This is a genomic window from Bradyrhizobium sp. WCU1 (assembly GCF_053474805.1).
Window position 1 is genome coordinate 6064702 of sequence record NZ_CM130280.1, and the last position, 24353, is coordinate 6089054.

The window sequence follows — 24353 nt, forward strand, 5'->3', positions numbered from 1 at the left end:
CCGTGCTGGCGCTGTGCGGATCGACCCGTTATACGACTGCCCGGGACCTTTCCATCCATCGTCCGGCGTATTCCGGCAGCACGAGCAATCATGGCCAAAATCCACTTTATCGACCATTCCGGCGAGAAGCGCTCCATTGATATCGAGAACGGCGCAACGGTAATGGAAGGCGCGATCCGCAACGCCATTCCCGGCATTGAAGCCGAATGCGGCGGCGCCTGCGCCTGTGCGACCTGCCATGTCTATGTCGATGAAGCGTGGCGCGAGAAGGTCGGTGCGCCGTCGCCGATGGAAGAGGACATGCTGGATTTCGGCTTCGACGTGCGTCCGAACTCGCGGCTGTCCTGCCAAATCAAGGTCACCGACGAGCTCGACGGACTGGTCGTGTCGACGCCGGAACGGCAGGCCTAAGCTCCGTCACTCGCCGTCCGGGTTCACCCCGCGACGGACCCAGCGGCGGAAGTTCTCCTTGACCTCCGCCGGCAGCGGTGTCGGCCTGCGCGTCGCCTCATCGATCATCACGGTGACCGCCTTCGCCGACGCCACGCATCTGCCTTCCGAAAACACCACCTGATCGAAAGTGGTCGATGTCCGTCCGAACTTGACGAGACCGAGCCCGAGTTCGATCTGGCCCGGCCAGTGCAGCTCGGCGCGGAAATGGATGTCGAGACGCACCATGATCCAGCCGAGCCCGGCCGGCATCAGTCCCATGCTGCGGTCCTTCACCAGCGTGACGCGGCCGGTTTCAAAATAGCTCGCATAGACCGCGTTGTTGACGTGCCCGTTCGGGTCGAGATCGGCAAAGCGCACGTTGTCGGACAGGCGATAGGGGAAATCTTCCAGGCGCGGCGTGTCTTCCACGCGGACAGGGGCGTTCACGACAATCGATCTCCGTCAGTTTCCGTCCATACAGCCGAGTTACGAAGGCTCGGCAAGGGGTTGCCGCGCCGGCCGCGGTCCCTATTATGCATGTCCCGATCCGGCCCACTTGGCTGGACAGGCGAAAAGCCGTCCAGTCGACCTCAACTGAAAAGAAGCGGACATGAGCGAAGCGATCAAGACCGATGTGCTGATTATTGGCGCGGGCCCCTGCGGACTGTTCGCCGTGTTCGAACTGGGCCTGCTCGACATGAAGGTGCATCTGGTCGACATCCTCGACAAGATCGGCGGGCAGTGCGCCGAACTCTATCCCGAGAAGCCGATCTACGACATTCCCGGCATTCCCTTCGTCACCGGCCAGGGCCTCACCGATCAGCTGCTGGAGCAGATCAAGCCGTTCAACCCGACCTTCCACCTCAACGAGATGGTCGAGAGCATCGAGAAGATCGGCGATCCCTTGTTTCGCGTGAAGACCGATGCCGGCAAGGAGTTCGAAGCCAAGGTCGTGGTGATCTCCGCGGGCGGCGGTTCGTTCCAGCCCAAGCGCCCCCCGGTGCCGGGCATCGAGGCCTATGAGGGAACCTCGGTGTTCTATGCCGTGCGCAAGATGGAGCAGTTCCGCGACAAGAACATCCTGATCGTCGGCGGCGGCGATTCCGCGCTCGACTGGACGCTCAACCTGCATCCGATCGCCAAGCGCATCACGCTGCTGCACCGGCGCGACGATTTCCGCGCGGCGCCGCACAGCGTCGAGCAGATGCGTACGCTGGTGGCCGACGGCAAGATGGATCTCAGGATCGGCCAGGTCACCGGGCTCGAAGGCGCCAACGGTCAACTCTCCGGCGCGGCCTTGAAGGGCAACGACAATGCGATGTCGACGATCGCCTGCGATACGATGCTGCCGTTCTTCGGCCTCACCATGAAGCTCGGTCCGGTCGCGAACTGGGGCGTGGCGCTCGAGAACAATCTGGTGCCGGTCGACACCGCGGCGTTCGAGACCAACGTCTCAGGCATCTTCGCGATCGGCGATATCAACACCTACCCGGGCAAGCTGAAGCTCATTCTCTCCGGCTTCCACGAGGGCGCGCTGATGGCGCAGAAGGCGCACCGCTACGTGTATCCGGACAAGCGGCTGGTGTTCCAGTACACAACCTCGTCATCCAGTTTGCAGAAGAAGCTCGGCGTGAACTGATTCCACTCCAACGGAGACCAATGCCGGGGCATCGGCCATTTCCCGCGCGGCGCGGGTACTGGAACGCTTCGTGAAATGGCCGTAGTCTGCTCGTAGTCGGGTTTGATCGATCAGGTGACGATGATGCGGAACACGCTATCCAGACTCCGGCTGATCTTGGCGCTCGCCGCGGCCTTTTCGCTAACTGCTCCGCTTGCGGCTTCGGCGGCGGAGCCGACGGCGGCCGGTCTCTGGCAGAAGATCGAAGACGGCAAGACCGAGGGCTGGTTCCTGGTAATCGAGCGCAACGGCCTGTACGAAGGCATGATCGCCAAGATGTTTTCGGCGCCCGGCGATCAGCCCAATCCGGTCTGCTCGAAATGCACCGACGATCGCAAGGACATGCCGTGGCTCGGCATTCCGCTGATCCGCGACATGAAGCGCAACGGACTTGCCTATGAAGGCGGCAACGTGCTCGATCCGCGCAACGGCAAGGTCTACAAGGCCAAGATGACGCTGAGCGCCGATGGGCAGACGCTGACCATGCGCGGCTACCTCGGCATCTCGCTGTTCGGCAAGGACGAGGTCTGGACCCGGCTGCCCGACACCGCGCTGGCGCAGCTCGATCCCGCGATCGTCGCCAAATATCTGCCGGCGCAAGCCGCAGCGGTGAAGCCGCCGCCGCCTGCGCCGTTGCCCGCGACGAAGCGGCACTAGGACTCCCTACGCTCCGATCCGGATCGCGCTCGCCTTCGTGCCGTGCGCGCGTTCAGCGCTGTTCTGGCGTGGTCGGCAGTGGTGCGACCGGCTCGGACAGCACCTCGGGCACCGTGGTGTTCAGTTGCAGCACAGTGGCGGCTGCAGGCACGGCGGCATCGGCCATCGCCGCATGACCTTCGGCGCTGGGATGCACCGCGCCGCCATACACCGCCGACAGGATGCCCCATGTCGCGTCGTGGATGTCGGTCGGCTGCATCGAGGACGGCAGGCCCTGCGGATAGGTCATCGCCGCGAAATAGCTGTCATTGGCGTCGCGGATCCAGCGCGCACGCGGCAGGTAGGCGCGGTATTCGCCGGCGCTGCGGCCGCATTTCAGCGGCTGGCTCGCCGCGGCGACGATGTCGGAGACGAAGCTGTCGCCGTTGGCGGCGAAGCAGTCGCGATCGAACTCCGGATCGCTCGAGGCGCGCGCGCAGAAGCCATGGCTTGCGAACGCGTCCTGATGCGCATCGACGAAGGTCATGCGGTCGGCCTGCGGATTGCGGCAGATGATGCCGGACTGGCACTGCGCGATCGCCTTGAGTTGCGGCAGGAACTCGTTCTGCACGAAGCTCGAGACCGAGGCGAGCCGCTTGGGATCGGCGTTGAACGAGGGATGGATCTCGAAGCCGGCGCGGCCGCCGGGGCAGGGCGCGCCGCCGCTGGCCAGCGCCGGATTGGCATAGGCCGTGTAGATCACGCGCGACAGGTCGCCGCCGACGAGCGGCTTCAGCGCATCGCGCAGCTTGGCGAAATCAGCCGGCAGGTCGCGCGCCAGCGCTGAACGCGCATCGTCGACGCTGGCCATCGAGCCGCCCTGGCTGAACAGCGTGCGTTCGGTCGGCGTGTCGACGATCACGTTGGCGACGAGGCCGGAGAAGTAGATGTCGTTGGCGCCGATCGACAGCAGCAAGAGATCGAGCGCGCGGTCCGGCTGCCGGCGCTTGGCGGCTGCGAGTGCCGTGCGCAGCTCGGCGATCTGGCCGTTGACGGTGCCCGAGCAGGTGTTGGCGGTTTTCGTCGGCAGACATTCGCGCGCCTGCTGCGAGCCGAGCAGCCCGTCGGCTATGGTCGCGCCGGTGCAGGCCAGCGGCAGATAGGTTACCGCGATGTGCGGATATTGCACGGCGAGCGCAAGCGCGGTGCGGGTCTGGTAGCTGTACAGCGAACGATGGCACGCCGAATTGAGCCACAGCGCGCTCTGGCGCTGCCAGTTGGTGAGGGTGTCCGGCGCTTCGCAGGCGCGGCCGCCTTTGTAGCCGGCGCGGCTCGGTCGGTAATATTGCGCGCCGCCGAGATAGGAGCGGAAACAGAACCCTTCGTCGGAGAGCGCGATCGGGCGATCGGGATTGCCTTCACCCGATGCGATGCTGTCGCCGAGGCCCGCGATCAGCAGATCGCGCACCGCGATCGGCGTCGTCACGCGCTGGTTGGCGTCCGAGCCGCTGGCGACGTCGACGGTCGCGACGGTGGTGCGGCCGTAGCGGACGCGCAGATTGACCGGTTCGGCGCAATCGAAGGTCGAGGATTGCGGCCCGTCGCCGTCGTCGAACGACCAGGCGCAGGTCGCGCCGACCGGAACCGGGCCGGTGAGCCGCACCACGATCGGGTGATCGATCGGCGTCAGATAGCTTTCCTTGACGTTGTCGCGGCTGCACGGCTCGCTGACGCGGCCCTGCAGGTCGATGCACAGCCGGTTGACCATGTTGCGCGCCCAGCCGCGGCCGTCGCTTTGCAGTTCCAGCGCCTGTTCCGAGGCCAGCACGCTGCGGCCGAGCCCGCTTTCGACATGCAGGCGGAAGTCGCGTTCCTCGCGGAACAGGCGGAAACGGTTGCGGACCTCCCAGGAGATCGAAAGCTGGTTATCCTGCGCCCTTGCGGCCGGAGCCGATACCGTTGCGAGCGCGCTGCCGAGCAGCACGCTGCAGGCCGTCACACGAAACGAAAATCGAACCAAAAAGCCAATCATGGCGCGGTTTGACGTGAGCGGTGCGGCGAAAATAAGAGAGGCGGCTGCGGGGATCAAAAAACCGGAATCGAAAACCCGGGTCGGGGGCAGATAACGTCGCTGTTACCGTTTCAGCTGCCTGATCCGCTGCTGCCGGCTTTCGATCGGTTGCCGCACGGTCGCCGAAGCCGTGCAGGCTTGGCTCAATCGCTTGCGTTCCTGCCAGGGCTGCACCACGTTCAGCCACAGCTCGCGCATGCCCATGATCGAGATCGAGATCCCGAACGGGATCAGGAAATAGAGGATGCGGAACACCACCAGCGTCGCCAGCAATTGTTCCTTGCTGAACTCCGGCAGCGCCACCAGCATCGCGGCGTCGAACACGCCGATCGAGCCCGGGGCGTGGCTTGCGAATCCGAGCAGGGTTGCCAGGATGAACACGACCGCCAGCGAGACGAAGTCGATATGCGGCTCGGTCGGCATCAAGAGATACATCGCGAGCGCGCAGAAGCCGAGATCGACCACGCCGATGAAGATCTGCAGCAGCGTCAGCTTGGCCGAGGGCAGCACCACCTTCCAGCCGTTCTGGCCGAGCTCGCGGCGCTTGTCGCCGGTCAAGAGCCAGACGAAATAGGCGCCGATGCCGGCAAGGCAGCCGAGCGCGATCAGCCGGTTCATCGCCGGCGGCAGCAGGTCCATCGCCGACGCCGCGGCCGGGTGCCAGGCCATGCCGAAGCCGAGCACGAACAGATTGCCGAGCCAGAAGGTCAGTCCCGACAGAAAGCAGATCTTGGCGACGTCGATGGCGGAGAGGCCGTAATCGGAATAGATCCGGAAGCGGATCGCGCCGCCGGTAAACACGGTGGCGCCGATATTGTGGCCGATCGTGTAGCTTGTGAAGCTCGAGAGTGCTGCGATGCGGTAGGGGACGTGGGTCTTGCCGATCGTGCGCAGCGCGAAGAAGTCATAGAAGGTGAGCGTGCAGAACGCTCCGACCACACAGAGCGCCGCGAGCGCGATCCGGTGCGGCGCGATGTCGGTCAGCGCGGTGAGGATGACACCGGTATCGACCCCCTTCAGGGTGTGGACCAGCGAGGTGATCGCCAGCGCGATGATCAATACACTCGCGGCGATTCCGAGCCGTTTCCAGCCGATCTTTTCCTTGAAACCACGCCCAAGCGTGGTCAGCAGCCGAAGCATTCATCCTCCCGGCGAGGCGGCAAATTTCAGTGGGACCCGGTCGCGAATGGCGACGGGTGACGGGCAAGCGCACCGTACGCGATGACCCATAAGGCAAAACCGATGCGTTGTGCAGCCCTTGACAAGCCAAGCTTCGGCTTCCGTCCGGCGTCATTGTCATACTGCCTACATATGTTCTCGCTGAGCGGAATGTGAGTCGCCGCCATGTCGGCGGCTGCGAACGGATCGCCGCTTGGTCCGCTGTTCAAGGCAAATTCGTCGGTTTTTTGCCGGTTTTGCCGCCGCAGCGTCGCGGCCACAGGGCTTCCGGAACAGAGCGAATGGACGATATGCGTCAGCATGGGGACGGCAGGGCCGGCTGCGGCGTTTACCAAAGCGTGAAGTCGATCCGCGCATGCGCGTGATCCGGCTGTGGACCGCCGTTGGGGCCGGAATGAGACGCCCGGAGGGCGGTCCGTAGGTCTATTGAGGCAAAACGCCGCGCAAGATGGCTGCGGCCACATGGCCCGCCCGGCGCGACGATGCCACACTTCGATCGATGGCGAAGTGTTCGGGGGAAGCGAAGGCCTATGTCTCGCATTGGTTGCCCAGAGCGAGGTCAAGACCATGCAACAGACATCCCTGAACCTCCGGCGCATGCCGGAGCAGCACGCGGCGTCGCAACGGCAGCCGGCCGGGCTCGCGGCGACGCTGACGCTGGCCGCGATGAGCCTCGGCTACGGCGTCGTGCAGCTCGACGTCACCATCGTCAACACGGCGCTCAACGCCATCGGCGGCTCGCTCGGCGGCGGCGTCGCCGAGCTGCAATGGGTGGTCAGCGCCTACACCATCGCCTTTGCGGCCTTCATCCTGACCGCGGGCGCGCTCGGCGACCGGATCGGCGCCAAGCGCATCTTCATGGCGGGTTTTGCGATCTTCACCGCGGCCTCGGTCGCCTGCGCGGTCGCGCCTGATGCCGCGACGCTGATCGCCGCGCGCTGCGTGCAGGGACTGGCCGCGGCGATCCTGGTGCCCAACTCGCTCGCGCTGCTCCGCCACGCCTATGCGGACGACAAGGCGCGGGGACGCGCGGTCGGCGTCTGGGCCGCCGGCGCCAGCCTTGCATTGACCGCCGGCCCGTTCGTCGGCGGCGCGCTGATCACGCTGGTCGGCTGGCGCGCGATCTTCCTGGTCAACCTGCCGATCGGCCTCGCCGGGCTGTGGCTCGCCTGGCGCTTTGCCGGCGAAACCGCGCGCCATCAGCAGCACCGGCTCGATCTGCCGGGGCAACTTGCGGCGATCGCCGCGCTCGGCACGCTGGCCGGCGCGCTGATCGAAGGCGGCGCGCTCGGCTGGAGCAGCCCGTTCGTGATCGCGGGCTTCCTGCTCGCCGGCGTGTTCTCCGTGCTGTTCGTCTGGCGCGAGGCGCGCGCCGCGCAGCCGATGCTGCCGCTCTCGCTGTTCAGTCATCGAATGTTCGCGCTGACCTCGCTGGTCGGCCTGCTGGTGAACGTCGCGTTCTACGGGCTGATCTTCGTGCTCAGCCTCTACTTCCAGCAGGTCAACCGGCTCTCGGCGTTCGCAACCGGGCTGGCGTTCGTGCCGATGCTCGGCGCGGTGCTGCCGGCCAACCTGATTGCGCCGCGTGTTGCGGAGCGGATCGGTGCGCCGGCGGCGATCGCGCTCGGCGCCGCGCTCTCGGCTGCCGGATGCCTGGCGCTGCTGTTCATCGGTCCCGGCACGAGCTATCCCGCGATCTGCCTGCAACTGCTCGCGATCAGCGGCGGCCTCGGGCTCCTGGTGCCGCCATTGACATCGACGCTGCTCGGCAGCGCCGAGCCGCAGCATGCCGGGATCGCGGCCGGGGTGCTGAATGCGACCCGGCAGACCGGCAGCGTGCTCGGTGTCGCGCTGTTCGGCTCGATGGTCGGCCGGTCCGCCGCCTTCATGGCCGGCCTGCATGCGGCTCTCGTGATCTCCGCCGGCGTCCTGCTTGCCGCCGCCGCGCTGGTCTGGATCGGCGCCTCATCACAAGCACGGCCCTGAGCGAGGCTTGCCCCTCACGGGCGGTCGCCGGATGGCCAAGGCTGCCGAGAAGGCTGAATTGCGTGTGAGGACAACGGTTTTTCTCGACGGTACTCCGTGCATTCAAGGCTTCTTCACCATGCGTGGAAGCTTGCTGCGGTGCGGTTACCGTTCGTACACGAATGCGCTTGTTCTTATGGGTCCATAACGGGGGCCTATATGTATCGCGTACTCACCTGTCTCACCCTGGAACATGACTGGCGGTTGGTCGTCCTTGGTGGGGTGATCTGCCTGCTCGCCAGCGCCGTCGCGATCAGCCTGTTTCACCGGGCCCGCGCCGCACAGGGCCGCGCCCGCGAGATCTGGATAGGCCTCGATGCGGCGGTCGGCGGTTGCGGCATCTGGGCCACCCATTTCGTCGCCATGCTGGCCTACGATCCCGGCATCGAGGCCGGGTACAACATTCCGATCACGCTGCTGTCGCTGGTGCTCGCGGTTGCGATCCTGGCGATCGGCCTGGCGGTCGCAACGCTCAACGAACGCTGGTGGACGGTCGCCGCCGGTGGCGCCATCGTCGGCGTCGGTGTCGCGGCGATGCATTACACCGGCATGCTGGGGCTGGAATTGCCCGCGCGCATCGTCTGGTCCCCCGGCATCGTCGTCGCCTCGATCGCATTTGGAAGCCTGCTTGGCGCGTTCGCGCTGGTCGTTGCCGCGCGCGGCGAGCGACTTGGCATCACCGCGGCCGCGACCGGTCTCCTGACCGTTGCGATCGTCTCGCATCATTTCACCGCGATGGGCGCCGTGACGCTCGTTCCGGATCCGACCATCGTTCCCGACGGGCTTTCGGTCTCGCCGCGCGCGCTCTCGTTGATGACCGCGGTTGCCGCCTTCGCGATCCTCGGGCTGTCGCTGATCGCCTCCATCCTCGATCGCCGCGCCAAGACCGAGCTCCACAAGCAGAAGGTGGTGCTCGATACCGCGCTCGAGAACATGTCGCAGGGGCTGTGCATGTTCGATGCCGATGGCCGCATCATGCTGTTCAACGAGCGCTACAGCGAGATCATGGGGCGCAATCGCGTGCCGTTGCAGGGGCGTCTGCTGATCGACGTCCTGCAGGACCTGCATTCCATCGGCGAGTGGGACGGCGATCCCACCGAGTTCTGCAATGCGCTTGTCGCCGAAGCCAGGGCCGGCAACGGCGCGACGCGGATCGTCAACCGCAATGACCGCGCGATCCGCGTCGTCGACCAGCCGATGAAGGGCGGCGGCTGGGTCGCGACTTTCGAGGACATCACCGAGTGGCAGCAGGCCCAGGAGCAGATTTCACATATGGCGCGGCATGACGCGCTGACCAACCTGCCGAACCGGACGCTGTTCCGCGAGCAACTCGAGAAGGCCTCGAGATTGGCCAAGCGCACCGACCAGGTGGCGGTGCTCTGCCTCGACCTCGATCATTTCAAGGAGATCAACGACACGCTCGGACATCCGATCGGCGATGCGCTGCTCCGCGAGGTCGCGCGCCGGCTCGGCGAATGCGTGACCGAGCACGACACCGTGGCACGGCTCGGCGGTGACGAATTCGCCATCGTGCAGTTCTGCAGCAATTGCGAACCGTCCGTGGTGTCGTCGCTGGCAAGCTACGTGGTCGAGCGGATCGCCGCGCCCTACGAGATCGAAGGCCACCAGCTCGTGATCGGCGTCAGCATCGGCATCTCGCTCGCGCCCGAGGACGGCAAGGATCCCGACGAGCTGCTGCAGAAGGCCGATCTCGCGCTGTACCGCGCCAAGGCCGACGGCCGCGGCACCTACCGGTTCTTCGAGACCGGGATGGATGCGCGCGCGCAGGCGCGCCGCCTGCTGGAGCGTGACCTGCGGCTTGCGCTCGAGCACGACGAGTTCGAGGTCTATTACCAGCCGATCCGCGACGTCGAGGGCGACCGGGTGGTCGCCTTCGAGGCGCTGGCGCGCTGGAATCATGGCCTGCGCGGGCTGATCGCGCCCAACAATTTCATCCCCGTCGCCGAGGAAACCGGACTGATCGTCCCGCTCGGCGAGATCGTGCTGCGCAAGGCTTGCTTCGAGGCCGCAGGGTGGCCCGCTGACATCGCGGTTGCCGTCAACCTGTCTCCGGTGCAGTTCAAGAATCCGAACCTGGTATCGTCGGTGCGGGCGGCGCTGGATGCGTCGGGCCTGTCGCCGGATCGGCTCGAGCTCGAGATCACCGAATCAGTGCTGCTGCAGAACAGCGAGGCGACGCTCGCGGTGCTGCACGAGCTGCGCGGCTTCGGCGTCCGCATCTCGCTGGACGATTTCGGCACCGGCTATTCCTCGCTGAGCTATCTGCGCAGCTTCCCGTTCGACAAGATCAAGATCGACCGGTCGTTCGTGACGGACCTTGCAACGCGCGAGGACTCGATGGCGATCGTGCGCGCGGTCACCGGTCTCGGCAAGAGCCTCGGCATCGTCACCACGGCCGAAGGCGTCGAGACCGATACCCAGTTCGACCTGCTGCGTCGGGAAGGCTGCACGCAGGCGCAGGGCTATCTGTTCAGCCCGCCGCGGCCGGCGGCTGACGTCGCCAAGATGTTGCGCCGGGCGCCGGAACGGTCGGTGGCCTGACTGGCTTCTTGTCGGACGCGGTTTCTTGACGCGAGCCGGCGTCCACTTGGCTCGGGCGCTGTTCACAAATTGGCAGCGTCCGCTTCGCACTTGAATGGCGACGATGAAACGGAGATGGTGGCATGTCGGCCTTGGGACCAGATGCGGGCTCTGCGACCGCTCAGATCGAAGACTGCGGTCCTGCCAGCCTCAGCGTACGGTTGCATAGAGCTCCATCGGATCCTGGAGTCCCTTGAGCGAGTGCTTTCCCCGCTCACTGAACTGCAGGCCTGAGCCAGAGACCAGGTCCTTCACGGTCCGCGATACGAGGACTTCGCCCGCGACGGCAGACGCGGAGATGCGTGATGCAATGTGGACCGCGATTCCCAGCACGTCGTTGTCTCCAGTTTCGATCTCGCCGGTATGCAGGCCGCAGCGGACTTCAATGCCCAGCAGCCGCACAGCATCAGCAATGGCGCAAGCACAGCGGACCGCGCGGGCGGGTCCGTCGAAGGTGGCGAGAAATCCGTCTCCCAGCGATTTCACCTCACGGCCCCGGTAACGTGCGAGTTCGCGCCTCACCGTAGCATGATGTGCGCCGAGCAGGTCATGCCAATGTTTATCGCCGACTTGCTCGGCGCGTGCCGTCGAACCGACGATGTCCGTGAACAGGACGGTTGCGAGCACGCGGTGGCTTTCGGCTTCCGAGACCGATCCGGTCAGGAACTCCTCGACGAAGTCGCCGATCTGCTCGTGAATGAAGAAGAGATGATCCTGTCCGGCCAACTCGATCCACTGCGCGCCGGGGATAGTCTGCGCAATGAAACGTCCGCACTCGACGGGGATAAGCGTATCATCCTTGCAATGGATCACGAGTGTCGGCACCCGAATCGAGGACAGAACGCCGCTGACGTCGGTTTCGGCGGCCATGCGAAGGACGGCAACTGTCGCGGCGGGGCTCCCGCCCAGTCGCTCAAAGCGACCCCACCATTGCTGCATGGCCTGGTCGCTTCGGCGTGACGGTGCCCAGACGGGCAGACTTACGCCGCTCCCCCAGGCTCGATCGATGTACTTTATGAGAGGCTTGAGGACCTCGTCGGAAATTGGGAAGCGCGCAAACGTGCCGTACAGCACCAGCCGCTGGCAACGTTCAGGATAGGTCGCGGCAAACAGCGCCGCCAAGCCCCCACCCTCCGAGACGCCCAGCAAGGCCGCGCTCTTGCTTGCCGCCGCGTCCATCACCGCGCGAACATCATCCATGCGCATGTCCAGTGACGGCATTTCGGAGACCGGGTCAGACAGCCCGGTCCCACGCTTGTCGAACATGATCACGCGGGCAAAGGTCCCGAGACGAAGGAGCCATCGGGCTAGATCTGGATGCTCCCAGTAGTTCTCGATGTGCGAGATGAACCCCGGCACAAATACGAGATCAATCGCGCCATCGCCAAAGACCTGATAGGCGATATGAACTTCGCCACTCTTGGCATAGCGCGTGACTGGCACCGCCATTGTACCCTCCGACGCTCCGGCCGATAGGTCCGTGCCACGGTATCGCGAAGCCGTACTTCTGAGAAGCCCCGGCCAGTTGTAATCGAGCGACGGTCGAATGGCGGCTTGGGGTCAAGGTGCGACATCCGAGCCTCGGAACCAAGTGTCCTCTCGGACTCGGAAATCTCGGCGATGGCCCCGGAGGTCAGCAACGGGCCATAAGCCGTCTGCCGCGGCCAAGCGGAGCGACATCCGCTCTACCTCCGAGTCCGAACGTTTACGAGTAGACGCGCTAGCTCTTCCTCAGCGCAAAATAGGCGCCGCAAAACGCCATCACGGCGCCGAGGCACAAAGCGGCGAGGCCGGCGAGCACGGCGGAGATGGTCGACACCGCGCTCGGTGCGGAGGCCGCCTGGCCGGCGCCGGCCAGCATCAGCACGCCGACGACGATCAGGAACTGCCGCATCCGCTGCGGGATCTGGCCGGCCACTGCGCTGTGCATCAGATTGGCGGTGAAATAGCCGCCCGAGAACCCGACGCTCGCGATCAGCCACCAGGCGATCGCCGCACCTGCCGGCATGAACTCGTGGCTGTCGGAACGCCACAGCCCGCCGAGATCAAGCCCATAGCGCGCACCGAGCATATGCACGGCCAGCGCCAGCAGCACGCCTGAAATCATCGCGCCGCCGAGGATGAGGTAACGCGGAAAATAGGTCGTCTCGGGCATGGCTCGCTTGTAGGATAGGCACGACACTCCATGCAAGCGCGCGGATGTGTCCGAACAGGCGGAACGGCAAATTGCCAACAACGTTGCAGGCGCGGTCGGAGGCAGGCGAGGGCGCAGCCGTGCGCTATGCCTACAAGGCCTCCTTGGTCGGCTCGGCGCACCAGTTCGAGCTGACCGATGAGGGGCTGTCGTGGCGGATCGCCGGCCGATCGGGCGTGTGGGACTATGCCGACATTTCCGCCGTGAAGCTGTCGTATCGCCCGGTGTCGATGCAGCAGCAGCGGTTTCGCGTCGACATCGACCATGCCAAGGGCGGGCGGATCGCGATCCTCTCGACCACCTGGCAGACCGCGACGCTGGTCGCGCCGCAGGGCCATCTCTATCGCGACTTCATCGTCGAGCTGCATCGCCGGATGCAGGCGGCCGGCAGCACGGCGAGGCTGGTCGGAGGTCTCGGGTCGAAGACATACACCGCGGCGCTGGCCGTGCTGGCGTGGCTTGCGGTGGCGATGGTCGGATTGCTGGTGATGGCGTTGATGACCGCGAACTGGACAGGCGCGCTGTTCCTGCTCGGCTTCGCCGCGCTGTTCACCTGGCAGGTCGGCGGCTTCGTCGGCCGCAACCGCCCGCGGCGCTACGGCTTCGATCAACTGCCCGACACGCTGCTACCCAAGCCGTTGCCCAAGCCGGATCGCAATCAAGCGCAATGAAACGTGACTTCGTGCATTGCCTCGTGCGCGGCATCGTCGGCGTGTGGTGTCGCGAACGGAACGGGCAGGGGCATGGATGATCGAAGCTTGCGGATGCCGTCCGACGACGAGATCGCCGCGATCAATGCCCGGCACCTGATCGAGACGCCGCTCAAGCCCGCCGATCTGCTGTTCGTGTTCGGCACCCGCGGCGATGTCGCCGAGCTGGTCGACGCGGCTGTCCGGCTCTGGCGCGACGGCTTCGCGCGCTGGTCGATCGTGAGCGGCGGCGTCACGCCGGGCGATGTCCGCTCGGAATGCGAGATCATCAAGGGCGCCATAGTCGCGGGCGGCGTGCCGGCCGAGCGGATCCTCGAGGAGCATCGCGCGCGGAACACCGGCGAGAACGTGATCTTCTCGCTGCCGGTGATCGACGCGGCGCTCGGGCTCGCCAATATCAGCAGCGTGATCTGTCTCGGCAATAGCTGGACCGCGCGGCGCTATCCCATGACGCTGCAGCGGCACTGGCCGGAGGTCGAGAAGATGCTGGTGACGGTGGATAGCTTTGCGGTCCCGCGCGCGCTCTGGCACACCGTTCCCGAATTTCGTCGCCGTGTCCTGACGGAATGGGACAAGATCGAGCCGTACTTGGTGCGGGGATTCATCGCGCGATGGCCGGTCGCCTGAAGCACGAATCTGCACGTTCTCGCCGGCCGGATTGTAAGCGGGCTGTAAGCAACCCGCTGTAACATTGCCGTACGATTTGCTTCTAGCTGGAGTGTCAGATGACAATCCGGATCCCCCTTCTCGCTCTTTGTCTCATGCTCTTGAGTGTCGCGCCGGCTGTTTCCAAGGGCGGCAGCGTCGGCAACAAGCATGATCTGGCTGATCCTCATCACATCGATTCTCTGCCCCTCGACGTGCGGCAATATGTTGCCGGAATTTGCAAAGGTACGCCGGTCGCGCAGCACGACTTTGCGACCTACTCGCCGCAAGAAAAGCGCTGGCGGATCAACCTCGAATATCTGCAATGCGGCGCGATCGGCGAGTATCGTCGAGGCAACCAGTGCCTGGATGTCGACTTCGTCGCCGACGGCGCGCATTTTCGTCTGGCCCGGAAGACGTATGCTGCCTGTGGTTTCTAGCGTGCATCATGGGATTGGCTTGAACCTAGATCGGCAGCGGAGGTTCACCTCTCCCTTTGGGAGAGGTCGGCGCGTAGCGTCGGGTGAGGGGTTACACTCTCTCGTTAGAGCTGCGCCCCTCACCCGATTTGCTTCGCAAATCGACCTCTCCCAAAGGGAGAGGTGAAGCGAGCGCCCGGCCGAAGCCTTTCGATCACAGTTCATCATGCGTTAGCGCTTCGACCACCAGGAATAGGCTGCTGCAAGCGCGGTGATCGCGAGCGCCACCAGAATCCAGTTCTGAACTGCCGTGCCGCTGACGAGCCAATCACCCATCGTTGATTACTTGAACACCCGGCGCGAAAACGCGATCCAGGCCAGGAGCACCGCAAATGTCGGAGGCACCCAGTTCTGAATGGGAAACCCGTAGATCATGAAATATCCCGTCAACAGGCTGCGCATCAGAGCCTCTTGCGCGCGATGCTACTGCCGGTCGCTGACGGGAGACTTACAGGGGGCGCTGATGCAAAATAAAGCCGGCCGGAGATCGAAGAAGGCCGGTCGCTCGGCACGGTGTCACTCCGTCGAGCGGTGTCACTCCGTCGAGTCGAAATCCTCTTCGGTCGCGCTCAGCATTCCCGCCAGTGTCCGCAGGCCGAGGTCGAGTTGCTCCATCGGCGGCGCGGCGAGTGCAAGCCGCACTGCATTGGGCGCGTGCCCGGGCGTGGCGGCGAAGGTCGTCGACGGCGTCAACGCGATATCGCGGCGCGCTGCGGCGGCGACCAGGGTCTGCGAGCGCCAATGCGGCGGCAGGGTCAGCCAGAGATGATAGGACTTCGGGTTGGTCTGGATCTCGAAATCGGCCAGATGCTTCGCCGCGATCTGCTGGCGGCGGCCGGCGTCGATCCGCTTCAGCCGTGACAGCTCGGCGGCGGTGCCGTCGGCCATCAGGCGCTGGCCTGCGGCAAAGGCGTAGCCCGACGCGGTCCAGCCGCCCGAGCGCACCGCGGCCATGATGCTTTCGCGCAGTCGCGGCGGCGACACGATGAAGCCGAGCGCGAGACCGGGCGCGACCTTCTTCGACAGGCTGTCGAGCACGATGCAGCTGTCGGGTGCGAGCGCGGCCAGCGGCATCTCGTCATCGAGGAAGCCGTAGACGCCGTCCTCGATCACGACGAGGCCGAGCTTCTCGATCACGCGCAGCAGCTCGGCGCGGCGCTCGGCCGGCATGGTGATGCTGAGCGGGTTCTGGATCGTGGGCTGGACGTAGAGCGCAGACAGATGCGCCTCGCGGTGCGCCTTTTGCACCGCATCGGGGCGGACGCCGTGCTCGTCCATCGCGAGCGGCACCAGCGAGATGCCGAGCCGCGCGGCTATGCCCTTCACGAACGGGTAGGTCAGCGCCTCAACGCCGCAGCGGCCGCCGGGCGGCACGACGGCGGCCAGCGCCGAGGCGATGCATTGCCGGCCATTGGCGGTGAACACGATCTGGTCGGGATTCGGTGCCCAGCTCTTGCGCGCCAGGAATTCCGAGGAGATCGTCCGCGCCGCCCGCGTGCCGTAACTGGTCGCCGGCCGCAGCGCGCCCTCGAGCACCTCGGGCCGCTCCAGCCCTTCGAGGCTCTTTGCGATCATGGTCGCCTGGTGCGGCAGCAGCGGATAGTTGAATTCGAGGTCGATGCGGGCGCCGCGCGGCTCGGGTGGGGCAGCATTGCCGCGGCGCGCCTCGCCCGACACGAAGGTGCCGCGGCCGACTTCGCCGACCACCAGCCCGCGCCGCAACAGCTCGGTGTAGACCCGGCTCGCGGTCGAGACCGCGATGTTGCGGTCATAGGCGAAATGGCGCTGCGGCGGCAGGCGGTCGCCCGCCTTCAGCGCGCCGCTGGCGATCTCGGCGGCCACCGCATCCGCCAGCTTCAGATATTCGAACCGCGACATTATTGCACCGAGAGCAATGTTTTCCTTGCTCCGAGCAATGTACCGGATCATTTAGGAGGGAACAAGCCCATGATTGCACCGAGGAGAGCGCAAGCAATCCGAGGTCACGACGGCGCAGGTGCTGAAACGGCATTTGCGTCAACGGCATAGCCTTGCCGTTTGCGCGTCGAAGGAGATGATAATGACGACGATGTCCTCAGCCGCCGCAGCGCCCGCGCGGTCCAGCATGGTGAGTGAATTGCTCCGATTGCTCCGCGTGTGGGGCGATGCACTCGCGACCTATTGGGTGCGCCGCGAGGCGATCAAGACGCTGCGCCAGCTCGACGACCGGACACTGCGCGACATCGGAATCTCGCGCTGCCAGATCGAGACCGCCGTGGCCGGCAACTTTGACCTCGAGCTGGTCCGGATCCGTTGAGCCGATCCCTTGCGGGCGAGGGGGCCGGGCGAGGAAGCGGCCGCCTGACTGCTTTGCATGGGGTTGTTTTCGATATTTCGGCAGCGGCGCGCTCCTGCCGCGGTCGTTGAGATGGTACGCGGTGCGGCCGGACCGATCGCGCTTCAGTGCCGCACCACCAGCACCGAGCATTTGGCGTAGCGCACCACGTGGCCGGCATTCGAGCCTAGGAAGTAGGTGCGCATCGCCGGGCGGTGCGAGGTCATCACGATCAAATCGGCCTTCATGGTCGCGGCCTCCTCGAGGATCTCGTGATAGATGCCGCCCTGGCGGACCACGCCCGAGATGCGCCCGGGCGCGATGCCGGATTCGCGCGCCACGATCGCCAGCGCCTCTTCCGATGTTTCACGCTGCTGGCTGTCGAAATCCGCCGGCACATATTCGGCGAGCATCACCGGCGTCATCGGCAGCACGTTGAGCAGACGCACCGCGCCGTTCCAGGTTTGCGACAGTGTCGCAGCGGTTGCGATCGCAGGCTTCGCCAGATCGGTATCGGCGAGGTCGATCGGCACGAGAATGGACTTGTACATCTGCGCCTCCTGTCCGCGATTGGTCTGGAGCCGTTTGGTCCCTGTGCCAGGGACGCGCGCCTTCTTTTTCTTGCAGTAGCTCGTGGTCGACGCGAACCGGTCCCCCTGTCGCGCATCGGCAATATAACATGGCGGCGCGGCGGTGTCCGCTCGCGTCAGCCGCGCGAGGCCTGCTTCAACAGTTTAGGGCTGACGAACAGGACGAGCTTGCCGCGGCGGAAGGAGACGTCGTTCCAGTCGTCGGTCGCGAAGTCGAACACGGCGAGTCCCGAAGTCGGCAGATTGTCGGCGAGCGCGCGCTTGGCCGCCTCGTCGCCGCTGCCGGTCAGCGTCAGCGCCAGCTCGTGCATGCCGGGATTATGGCCGATCAGCATCAGCTGCTTCGGATCGGTGACCGAGGCCATCCGGATCGCGGTCAGCAGCAGCGCCGGATCGGCGCCGTAGAGTTCCGGCACGAAGTCGACTTTCGGCGCAGGTCCGGCACCCGTCAGCGCCTCGCGCACGATCTCAAAGGTCTGCGTGGTGCGGACCGCCGGCGACACCAGCGCCAGATCGGGCAACGGCGGGTGGCGCGCGATCCAGCCGCCGATCTCAGCCGCATCGCGGTGGCCGCGCTCATCGAGACGGCGGTCCTGGTCCTGCCCCGACGGCGCGTCGGTTTCGGTCTTGGCGTGACGCAGCAGCAGCAAACGGCGCATGGACTTCCATCTCGATTCGGTCTGGTCGAATTAATTCTACAGGCTCATGCCCTGGACAAGGTGACAAGCGCCGCAGCGGTTCGTAAGAAACGACATGAGCGAGACTTCCACAAGTGCGGCAGACGGCCCCGATGCGGCGGCCTCGCCGTTCCGCGACCGCCTGGCGTTCGACCTCGACGTCGACATCTGCGTGGTCGGGGCGGGGCTGGCGGGCCTGACCGTGGCCCGCGAGGCGGCGCGGCTCGGGGCCAGCGTCGCCGTGCTCGAGGGGCGCCAGGTCGGCTGGAACGCCTCCGGCCACCATCTCGGCACCGTGATGCCGGGCTTCGGCCTGCCGATCGCGGATGTGATCGAGCGCGTCGGCCTCGATGATGCCCGGCAGCTATGGGCGCTGTCCAAGGAGGGCGCCGATTATGTGCGCGCCACCGCCACCGAGGATTTGATCCCGGGCATCAGCCCAAGCGACGGCGCGCTGGAAGTCTCCAATGTCGATGTCGGCGAAGCGCTGATCGGCCGCCTGCAGACGATTGGCGAGGAATTTGCGACCGAAGTCGAAGGCTGGCAGGTCGATCGCGTCCGCAGCGTGCTCAGGACCGGCCGCTACTTCCATGGCATCTACTATCCGAAGGCGTTCCAGATCGATGGCCGCAAATATGTCCACGGCCTCGCCGCGCTGGCTGTGCGGGCGGGGGTCCGGATCTTCGAGGAGACGCCGGTCGTCAGCATCGACTTTTCGGGCATCCGCAAACGCATCGTGACGCCGTCGGCGCGCTTGCGTGCCAATCACATCGTCCTCGCCGGCAATATCCACCTCGGCGCGCCGCTGAAGCGCCTGTCCGATACGCTGCTGCCGGTGTGGCGCTACGCGGCGTTGACCGAGCCGCTCGGAGAACGGCTGGCCGAGGCGATCGCCTTTTCCGGCTCGGTCGTCGACAGCAACGGCATCGACCATTTTCGCGTCGTCGATGGCGATCGCCTGTTGTGGGCCAGTCCCGAAACCACCTGGAACGCGCGGCCGAAGCGGCTTGGTGCGGCGGTGCAGCGCCGGATTGCCACGGTGTTCCCGCAGCTCGGGAAGGTTCCGATCGCCGACACGTTCGGCGGCGCGGTTGGTGTCACCGTGCACGGCATGCCGCAGATCGGACAGCTGCGCAGAGGCCTGTGGGTGGCGAGCGGCTTCGGCCGGCAGGGGCTCAACACCTCGGCGCTCGCCGGGCAGTTGATCGCGCGCAGCATTCTGTGGGGCGATGACCGCTGGCGGCTGTTTTCTCCGTTCGAGCTGGTCTGGGCCGGCGGCACCACCGGTCGTGTCGCCGGTCATTTCGTCGGCTTGTGGGCGAGGGGCGCTGCATCCGTGGCGGGCACCCTGGCGCGCCATCGCGAGAGTGCACGTGCGAAGGAACGGCTGCGCGAGGCGCGGCTGGCCGAGGCCAATCTCAAGGCCGGAACCCGGGGACCGGCGCCGCGCCGTCCGCCGCCGGGAGCCGTGGTGCGGCCGGTGCCGCCGCCCGTGCCGCCCCGGCGGATCGGGGAGGGTGAGACGCCGTATCCTCACGCCTCGCAAGAAAGTGAGCGGATCTCCGACGGGCGGATGTAACGTCCGGCGGCGGGGTTCGTATTTGTTGGCGAACCTGTTTGCCCGTCCGCATCGGAGATGATTAATGATCGATCGCCGTATCCTGCTTGCTTCCGTCGCCAGCCTGCTGAGCTTCGCGGCCTTCCGCTGGCTGCGCGCCTCGCCGGCGCATGCCGCCGAGAAATTCGAGATCGAGAAGACCGACGCCGAATGGCGCGCGCAGCTGACGCCGCAGCAATACGAGATCCTGCGCAACCAGGGCACCGAGCGGCCGGGATCGAGCCCGCTGCTCAAAGAGCACCGCAAGGGCACCTTCGCCTGCGCCGGCTGCGATCTGCCGCTGTTCTCGTCCGAGACCAAGTATGAGAGCGGCACCGGCTGGCCGAGCTTCTACAAGCCGCTGGACAACGCTATCGGCACTACGTCGGACCGCACCTTCGGCATGCTGCGCACCGAGGTGCATTGCCGCCGCTGCGGCGGCCATCTCGGCCATGTGTTCGACGACGGCCCGAAGCCGACCGGGCTGCGCTACTGCATGGACGGCTTTGCGCTGATGTTCCACCCGGCGGCGCCGTCGGCGACCTGACAGCGTTTTCGAGCGAAGCAGGGACCGGTTCGCGTCGCGGTCAAAACTGCGCTCCCTCCCGGCAATTGTTGCCTGCCCGGCAATTGTGCCCCGGTTAAACGGCCGGGGCATTTTTTTCAAGCGCATGATTTTGTTACGTTTCGTTTCCTGGCACGACCTTTGCGACATGCTCCGCCGATGCGGCCATCTGCTGATTGCCAGCCGCCGGGAATCGAATTGGAGAACATGTCATGGGTATCTTCGGCGCACTTACGACGGCGGTCGGTGGCTTGCGCGCAGGGTCGTACGCGCTTGAGAATATCTCCGGCAACATCGCCAACTCGCAGACCACGGCCTTCAAGCGCATCGATACCTCCTTCCTCGACCTCGTCCCGCAGACCGCGCTGACCGCGCAGCTCGCCGGCGGCGTCACCGCGCAGTCGCGCTCGACCAACTCGGTGCAGGGCGACGTGCAGTCGGCCTCGGTCGCGACCTTCATGGCGATCAACGGCAACGGCTTCTTCGCGGTGCAAAAGCCCGGCGGCTTCACCGACGGCTCGCCGGTGTTCGACGGCGTCGACCGCTATACCCGCCGCGGCGATTTCCAGCTCAACAAGGACGGTTACCTCGTCAACGGCGCCGGCTATTATCTCGAGGGCGTGCGGATCGACCCGACCACCGGCAACCCCTCCGGCTCCTCGCCGCAGGTGCTGCGGTTCAAGAACGACTTCCTGCCTGCGCAGCAGACCACCAAGATCGATTATCGCGCCAACCTCGCGTCCTACCCTCTGACCACCGCGCACGACACGTCGGTGCCGGGCTCCGAGCTGCTGCGGCCGGGCGCGTTCAGCGCTGGCCATAATCCGTTGGTGCTGGGCACGCCGGCCGCGCCGTATACCGATTCCTCCGTCACCGGCGCCGCGCAGAACAACAAGCAGACGCCGCAGGCGGCGAATACCGCCGCGACCTTGCTTTCGGGCGCCTCCGGCACCGACTCGATCGCTTCCAATTTCAACGTCGGCGACACCATCACGATCAACAGCACGGTGATCACGTTCGTGGCTTCGGGCGCGGGCGCCAACCAGCTCAACGTCACCGATAGCATCGGAACGTTGCTCGGCAAGATCGACTCGATCACCGGTGCCGCTGCCACCGTCCCCCCGACTCCCTCCACAATCAGCGGCGGCAAGATCACCCTGCATTCCGGCGTCAACTCCGATCTGTCGGTGACGAGCTCGAACAACGCTGCATTCACGGCTCTCGGCTTCACCACCACTGCGCAGGCGACGCGTGGCGGCGGCGGCACGGTCGGCACCGGCCAGGTGGTCGGCAACGACAACACGACGTTCCTCAACGAGAGCGTCGCCGGCGGCGCAGTCACGGCCTACGACGTCTCCGGCGCGCCGGTTAACCTGCAATTGCGCTGGGCCAAGAGCGACAGCGCCTCGCTCGGCGCCGGCCATACCGATACCTGGAACATGTTCTACCAGGTCAATCCCAATGCGACCGGCACGCAGGTTGCGTGGCAGAACGCGAACGTGAACTTCACCTTCGCGGCGAACGGCCAGATGTCGCCGGCGATCTCGTCGGTCACGCTCAATAATGCCGTGGTCAACGGCGTGTCGCTCGGCAGCCCGGTGATCAATTTCGGCTCCGGGGGCGTGACCCAGTTCGCGGACGCCAACGGCAACGTCCAGGTCAACCAGATCCAGCAGGACGGTTTCCCGGCCGGCCAGCTGCAGTCGGTCAGCGTCTCGACCAACGGCCGCATCGTCGGCAACTACACCAACGGCCGCAACATCGACCTCGCCGAAATCTCGGTGGCGACCTTCAACGGCACCAACTTCCTCAAGCGCATCGACGGCGGTGCGTTCGAGGCGACCGACGAGTCCGGCGCGGCGCTGTTCGGCAAGGCCGGCACCATCGTCGGTTCGTCGCTCGAGAGCTCGAACACCGATATCGCCGACGAGTTCACCAAGCTGATCGTGACCCAGCAGGCCTATTCGGCCAACACCAAGGTGATCACGACGACCAATTCGATGGTGCAGGATCTCTTGAACGTCGTGCGCTGATCGCATCGATGATGCGCGTGTGAAGCAGTAAAGGCGAGTACACATCATGGGTTTGAGCCAAGCCCTCTCCACTGCGATGTCGGGCCTGCGTGCCACGCAAGCCTCGCTCTCGCTCGTGTCGTCGAACGTCGCCAATGCGGAAACGCCCGGTTACGTCAGGAAGACGCTGAACCAGGATACCGGCACCACCGGCCAGTTCGGGTCGAGCGTCCTGATCACGGGCGTCAACCGCCAGCTCGACGAATTCCTGCAGACCCAGCTGCGTACCGAGACGTCGGGCGCCGCCTACGCCGACGTCCGCTCAAGTTTCCTGTCCAATCTGCAGGGCGTCTACGGCAATCCCGACTCCACCGGCACGATCGAGGACGCCTACAACAAGTTCCTGACCGCGGTGCAGGGGCTGTCGACCAGCCCGGACTCGCAGTCGGCCCGCATCGGCGTCGTCAATGCCGCGCAATCGATGGCGCAGCAGCTCAACGCGACCTCGCAGGGAATCCAGACGCTGCGCGCCAACGCAGAGGCCGGCATCAACGACTCCATCAACACTGCGAACAATGCATTGCAGCAGATTGCGCGCCTCAATGTGCAGCTGCAGGCCACTGGCGGCACGCAGGACGCGTCGACCGCGGCGTTGCTCGACCAGCGCGACCGCTACGTCACGCAGCTTTCGCAGCTGATGGACATCCGCACCGTGACCAACAGCCAGAACCAGGTGACCGTGTTCACCAATTCCGGCGTGCAACTGGTCGGCGCCCAGGCCGCGACGCTCAGCTTCAACGCCCAGGGCACGATGACGCCCAACACGCAGTACAATTCCGATCCGACCAAGAGTACCGTCGGCACCATCACCATCACGTTTCCGCAAGGCGGCACCTATGACATGGTGTCGACCAACTCGATCCGATCGGGCAAGATCGCGGCCTATCTCGAGCTGCGCGACAACACGCTGGTGAAGGCGCAGACGCAGATCGACCAGTTCGCCGCCTCGATGTCGAGCGCGCTGTCGGACAAGACGACGGCGGGCACGGCGGCGACGGCGGGCGCGCAGTCCGGCTTCGACCTCGATCTTTCGGGACTGCAGAACGGCAATACCATCCACGTCTCCTACAAGGACAACACCACAGGCCTCACGCACAATCTGTCGATCATCCGTGTCAATGATCCGAGCGTGCTGCCGCTGAGCAACAGCGCGACCGTCGATCCGAACGACGAAGTGCTGGGAGTGGACTTCTCCGGCGGCATGAGTTCGGTGCTGGCCCAGCTCAACGGCGCGCTCGGCGGAACGGGCCTGCAGTTCTCCAACCCCTCGGGATCGACGTTGCGGGTGCTCAACGATGGCGCCGCCAACAAGGCAACCGTGACCACAGCTTCGGTCACGTCGACGGTTTCGTCGCTGACGTCGGGAGATCCGCAGCTTCCGATGTTCACTGACAATGGCGCGCTCTACACCGGCGCGATCACCGGAAACGGCTCGCAGTCGACCGGTCTTGCCGCGCGCATCAGTGTCAATACCGCCCTGGTCGGCGATCCCTCGCGTATGGTCGTGTACGCGACCAATCCGCAGACCCCGGCCGGAGACACCACACGGGCCAACCTCGTTCTGAACCAGCTGTCGAACGCCTCGTTCAGCTATTCGCCGCAGACCGGTCTCGGCACGTCAGGCGCGCCGTTCACCGGCACGCTGCTGAACTTTGCCAAGCAGTTCATCAGCCAGCAGGGCGAATCGGCGACGGCCGCCAAGCAATTGGCCGACGGTCAGGACGTCGTGCTGAATACGCTGCAGACCAAGATGGACTCGACCTCCGGCGTCAACATGGACGAGGAGATGGCGCATCTGCTCTCGCTCCAGAACGCCTATTCCGCCAATGCGCGCGTGATGTCGTCGATCAAGCAGATGTACGACGCGCTGCTGCAGATCTCGTGAGGG

General features: G+C 65.5%; 22 protein-coding genes. 13 read left to right on the forward strand and 9 right to left on the reverse strand.

The genetic code is table 11. The features are described from left to right. Positions 1 to 90: 90 nt before the first annotated feature. The gene (locus ACTUWL_RS28240) at positions 91 to 411 is read left to right on the forward strand and encodes a 2Fe-2S iron-sulfur cluster-binding protein (RefSeq protein ID WP_021078007.1); all 321 of its coding nucleotides are present in this window, start codon (positions 91 to 93) and stop codon (positions 409 to 411) included. A gap of 6 nt (positions 412 to 417) precedes the next feature. Here ACTUWL_RS28240 and ACTUWL_RS28245 read toward each other — a convergent pair whose 3' ends face one another. After that, complete coding sequence (locus ACTUWL_RS28245) at positions 418 to 879, reverse strand: acyl-CoA thioesterase (protein ID WP_021078006.1); 462 nt, start codon at positions 877 to 879, stop codon at positions 418 to 420. A gap of 163 nt (positions 880 to 1042) precedes the next feature. On the opposite strand from ACTUWL_RS28245, the gene ACTUWL_RS28250 reads away from it, so the two are divergent. After that, on the forward strand, positions 1043 to 2071 hold the full coding sequence (locus ACTUWL_RS28250) for an NAD(P)/FAD-dependent oxidoreductase (protein WP_021078005.1): 1029 nt from the start codon (positions 1043 to 1045) through the stop codon (positions 2069 to 2071). Positions 2072 to 2194: 123 nt separating this feature from the next. Beyond that, a complete protein-coding gene (locus ACTUWL_RS28255) occupies positions 2195 to 2767 on the forward strand; it encodes a DUF2147 domain-containing protein (RefSeq protein WP_035650739.1) in 573 nt (190 codons plus the stop codon). Between the two features lie 52 nt (positions 2768 to 2819). On the opposite strand, the gene ACTUWL_RS28260 is transcribed toward ACTUWL_RS28255, so the two are convergent. From ACTUWL_RS28260 to ACTUWL_RS28270, 3 genes are all read right to left on the reverse strand, one after another. Beyond that, the gene (locus ACTUWL_RS28260; RefSeq protein ID WP_021078003.1) at positions 2820 to 4778 is read right to left on the reverse strand and encodes a pyruvate,orthophosphate dikinase; all 1959 of its coding nucleotides are present in this window, start codon (positions 4776 to 4778) and stop codon (positions 2820 to 2822) included. A gap of 102 nt (positions 4779 to 4880) precedes the next feature. Next, positions 4881 to 5957 carry a lysylphosphatidylglycerol synthase transmembrane domain-containing protein gene (locus ACTUWL_RS28265; RefSeq protein ID WP_021078002.1) on the reverse strand — a complete coding sequence of 359 codons (1077 nt, stop codon included), beginning with the start codon at positions 5955 to 5957 and terminating at the stop codon, positions 4881 to 4883. A gap of 26 nt (positions 5958 to 5983) precedes the next feature. Then, a complete protein-coding gene (locus ACTUWL_RS28270; protein WP_146160386.1) occupies positions 5984 to 6256 on the reverse strand; it encodes a hypothetical protein in 273 nt (90 codons plus the stop codon). A gap of 307 nt (positions 6257 to 6563) precedes the next feature. Between ACTUWL_RS28270 and ACTUWL_RS28275 the strand changes: the two genes are divergently transcribed. Both ACTUWL_RS28275 and ACTUWL_RS28280 read left to right on the forward strand, forming a co-directional pair. Then, a complete protein-coding gene (locus ACTUWL_RS28275) occupies positions 6564 to 7982 on the forward strand; it encodes an MFS transporter (RefSeq protein ID WP_021078001.1) in 1419 nt (472 codons plus the stop codon). A 198-nt stretch (positions 7983 to 8180) separates the two neighbouring features. Beyond that, on the forward strand, positions 8181 to 10583 hold the full coding sequence (locus tag ACTUWL_RS28280) for a bifunctional diguanylate cyclase/phosphodiesterase (protein ID WP_021078000.1): 2403 nt from the start codon (positions 8181 to 8183) through the stop codon (positions 10581 to 10583). A 189-nt stretch (positions 10584 to 10772) separates the two neighbouring features. On the opposite strand, the gene ACTUWL_RS28285 is transcribed toward ACTUWL_RS28280, so the two are convergent. Together ACTUWL_RS28285 and ACTUWL_RS28290 are read right to left on the reverse strand one after the other, a co-directional pair. Continuing rightward, entirely contained in the window at positions 10773 to 12071 is a 1299-nt protein-coding gene (locus tag ACTUWL_RS28285; protein ID WP_021077999.1) for an adenylate/guanylate cyclase domain-containing protein, read from the reverse strand. Positions 12072 to 12342: 271 nt separating this feature from the next. Further along, positions 12343 to 12777 carry a hypothetical protein gene (locus tag ACTUWL_RS28290; RefSeq protein ID WP_021077998.1) on the reverse strand — a complete coding sequence of 145 codons (435 nt, stop codon included), beginning with the start codon at positions 12775 to 12777 and terminating at the stop codon, positions 12343 to 12345. Between the two features lie 44 nt (positions 12778 to 12821). Between ACTUWL_RS28290 and ACTUWL_RS28295 the strand changes: the two genes are divergently transcribed. The 3 genes from ACTUWL_RS28295 to ACTUWL_RS28305 all read left to right on the forward strand — a co-directional run bounded on the left by ACTUWL_RS28295 (position 12822) and on the right by ACTUWL_RS28305 (position 14611). Then, positions 12822 to 13487 carry a hypothetical protein gene (locus ACTUWL_RS28295; protein ID WP_373010542.1) on the forward strand — a complete coding sequence of 222 codons (666 nt, stop codon included), beginning with the start codon at positions 12822 to 12824 and terminating at the stop codon, positions 13485 to 13487. 72 nt (positions 13488 to 13559) lie between these two features. Beyond that, a complete protein-coding gene (locus ACTUWL_RS28300) occupies positions 13560 to 14153 on the forward strand; it encodes a YdcF family protein (RefSeq protein WP_021077996.1) in 594 nt (197 codons plus the stop codon). Between the two features lie 98 nt (positions 14154 to 14251). Beyond that, positions 14252 to 14611 (forward strand): hypothetical protein, encoded by a 360-nt coding sequence (locus ACTUWL_RS28305; protein ID WP_021077995.1) that lies wholly within the window; start codon positions 14252 to 14254, stop codon positions 14609 to 14611. Positions 14612 to 15184: 573 nt separating this feature from the next. On the opposite strand, the gene ACTUWL_RS28310 is transcribed toward ACTUWL_RS28305, so the two are convergent. Continuing rightward, positions 15185 to 16528 (reverse strand): aminotransferase-like domain-containing protein, encoded by a 1344-nt coding sequence (locus ACTUWL_RS28310; RefSeq protein WP_021077993.1) that lies wholly within the window; start codon positions 16526 to 16528, stop codon positions 15185 to 15187. A gap of 181 nt (positions 16529 to 16709) precedes the next feature. Between ACTUWL_RS28310 and ACTUWL_RS28315 the strand changes: the two genes are divergently transcribed. Beyond that, the gene (locus tag ACTUWL_RS28315; RefSeq protein WP_021077992.1) at positions 16710 to 16946 is read left to right on the forward strand and encodes a DUF1127 domain-containing protein; all 237 of its coding nucleotides are present in this window, start codon (positions 16710 to 16712) and stop codon (positions 16944 to 16946) included. A gap of 143 nt (positions 16947 to 17089) precedes the next feature. On the opposite strand, the gene ACTUWL_RS28320 is transcribed toward ACTUWL_RS28315, so the two are convergent. Together ACTUWL_RS28320 and ACTUWL_RS28325 are read right to left on the reverse strand one after the other, a co-directional pair. Next, positions 17090 to 17515, reverse strand: a complete 426-nt coding sequence (locus ACTUWL_RS28320; RefSeq protein WP_021077991.1) for a universal stress protein — start codon at positions 17513 to 17515, stop codon at positions 17090 to 17092. Between the two features lie 155 nt (positions 17516 to 17670). Further along, positions 17671 to 18213 carry a SixA phosphatase family protein gene (locus tag ACTUWL_RS28325; RefSeq protein ID WP_021077990.1) on the reverse strand — a complete coding sequence of 181 codons (543 nt, stop codon included), beginning with the start codon at positions 18211 to 18213 and terminating at the stop codon, positions 17671 to 17673. Positions 18214 to 18307: 94 nt separating this feature from the next. Between ACTUWL_RS28325 and ACTUWL_RS28330 the strand changes: the two genes are divergently transcribed. The 4 genes from ACTUWL_RS28330 to flgK all read left to right on the forward strand — a co-directional run bounded on the left by ACTUWL_RS28330 (position 18308) and on the right by flgK (position 24350). Next, the gene (locus tag ACTUWL_RS28330) at positions 18308 to 19810 is read left to right on the forward strand and encodes an NAD(P)/FAD-dependent oxidoreductase (protein ID WP_021077989.1); all 1503 of its coding nucleotides are present in this window, start codon (positions 18308 to 18310) and stop codon (positions 19808 to 19810) included. A gap of 64 nt (positions 19811 to 19874) precedes the next feature. Then, positions 19875 to 20375: a peptide-methionine (R)-S-oxide reductase MsrB gene (msrB, locus tag ACTUWL_RS28335; RefSeq protein ID WP_021077988.1), complete on the forward strand. Its 501-nt coding sequence runs from the start codon at positions 19875 to 19877 to the stop codon at positions 20373 to 20375. A gap of 230 nt (positions 20376 to 20605) precedes the next feature. Further along, entirely contained in the window at positions 20606 to 22426 is a 1821-nt protein-coding gene (locus ACTUWL_RS28340) for a flagellar hook-basal body complex protein (RefSeq protein WP_021077987.1), read from the forward strand. A 46-nt stretch (positions 22427 to 22472) separates the two neighbouring features. Next, positions 22473 to 24350 carry a flagellar hook-associated protein FlgK gene (gene flgK, locus ACTUWL_RS28345; RefSeq protein WP_021077986.1) on the forward strand — a complete coding sequence of 626 codons (1878 nt, stop codon included), beginning with the start codon at positions 22473 to 22475 and terminating at the stop codon, positions 24348 to 24350. Positions 24351 to 24353 lie beyond the last annotated feature (3 nt).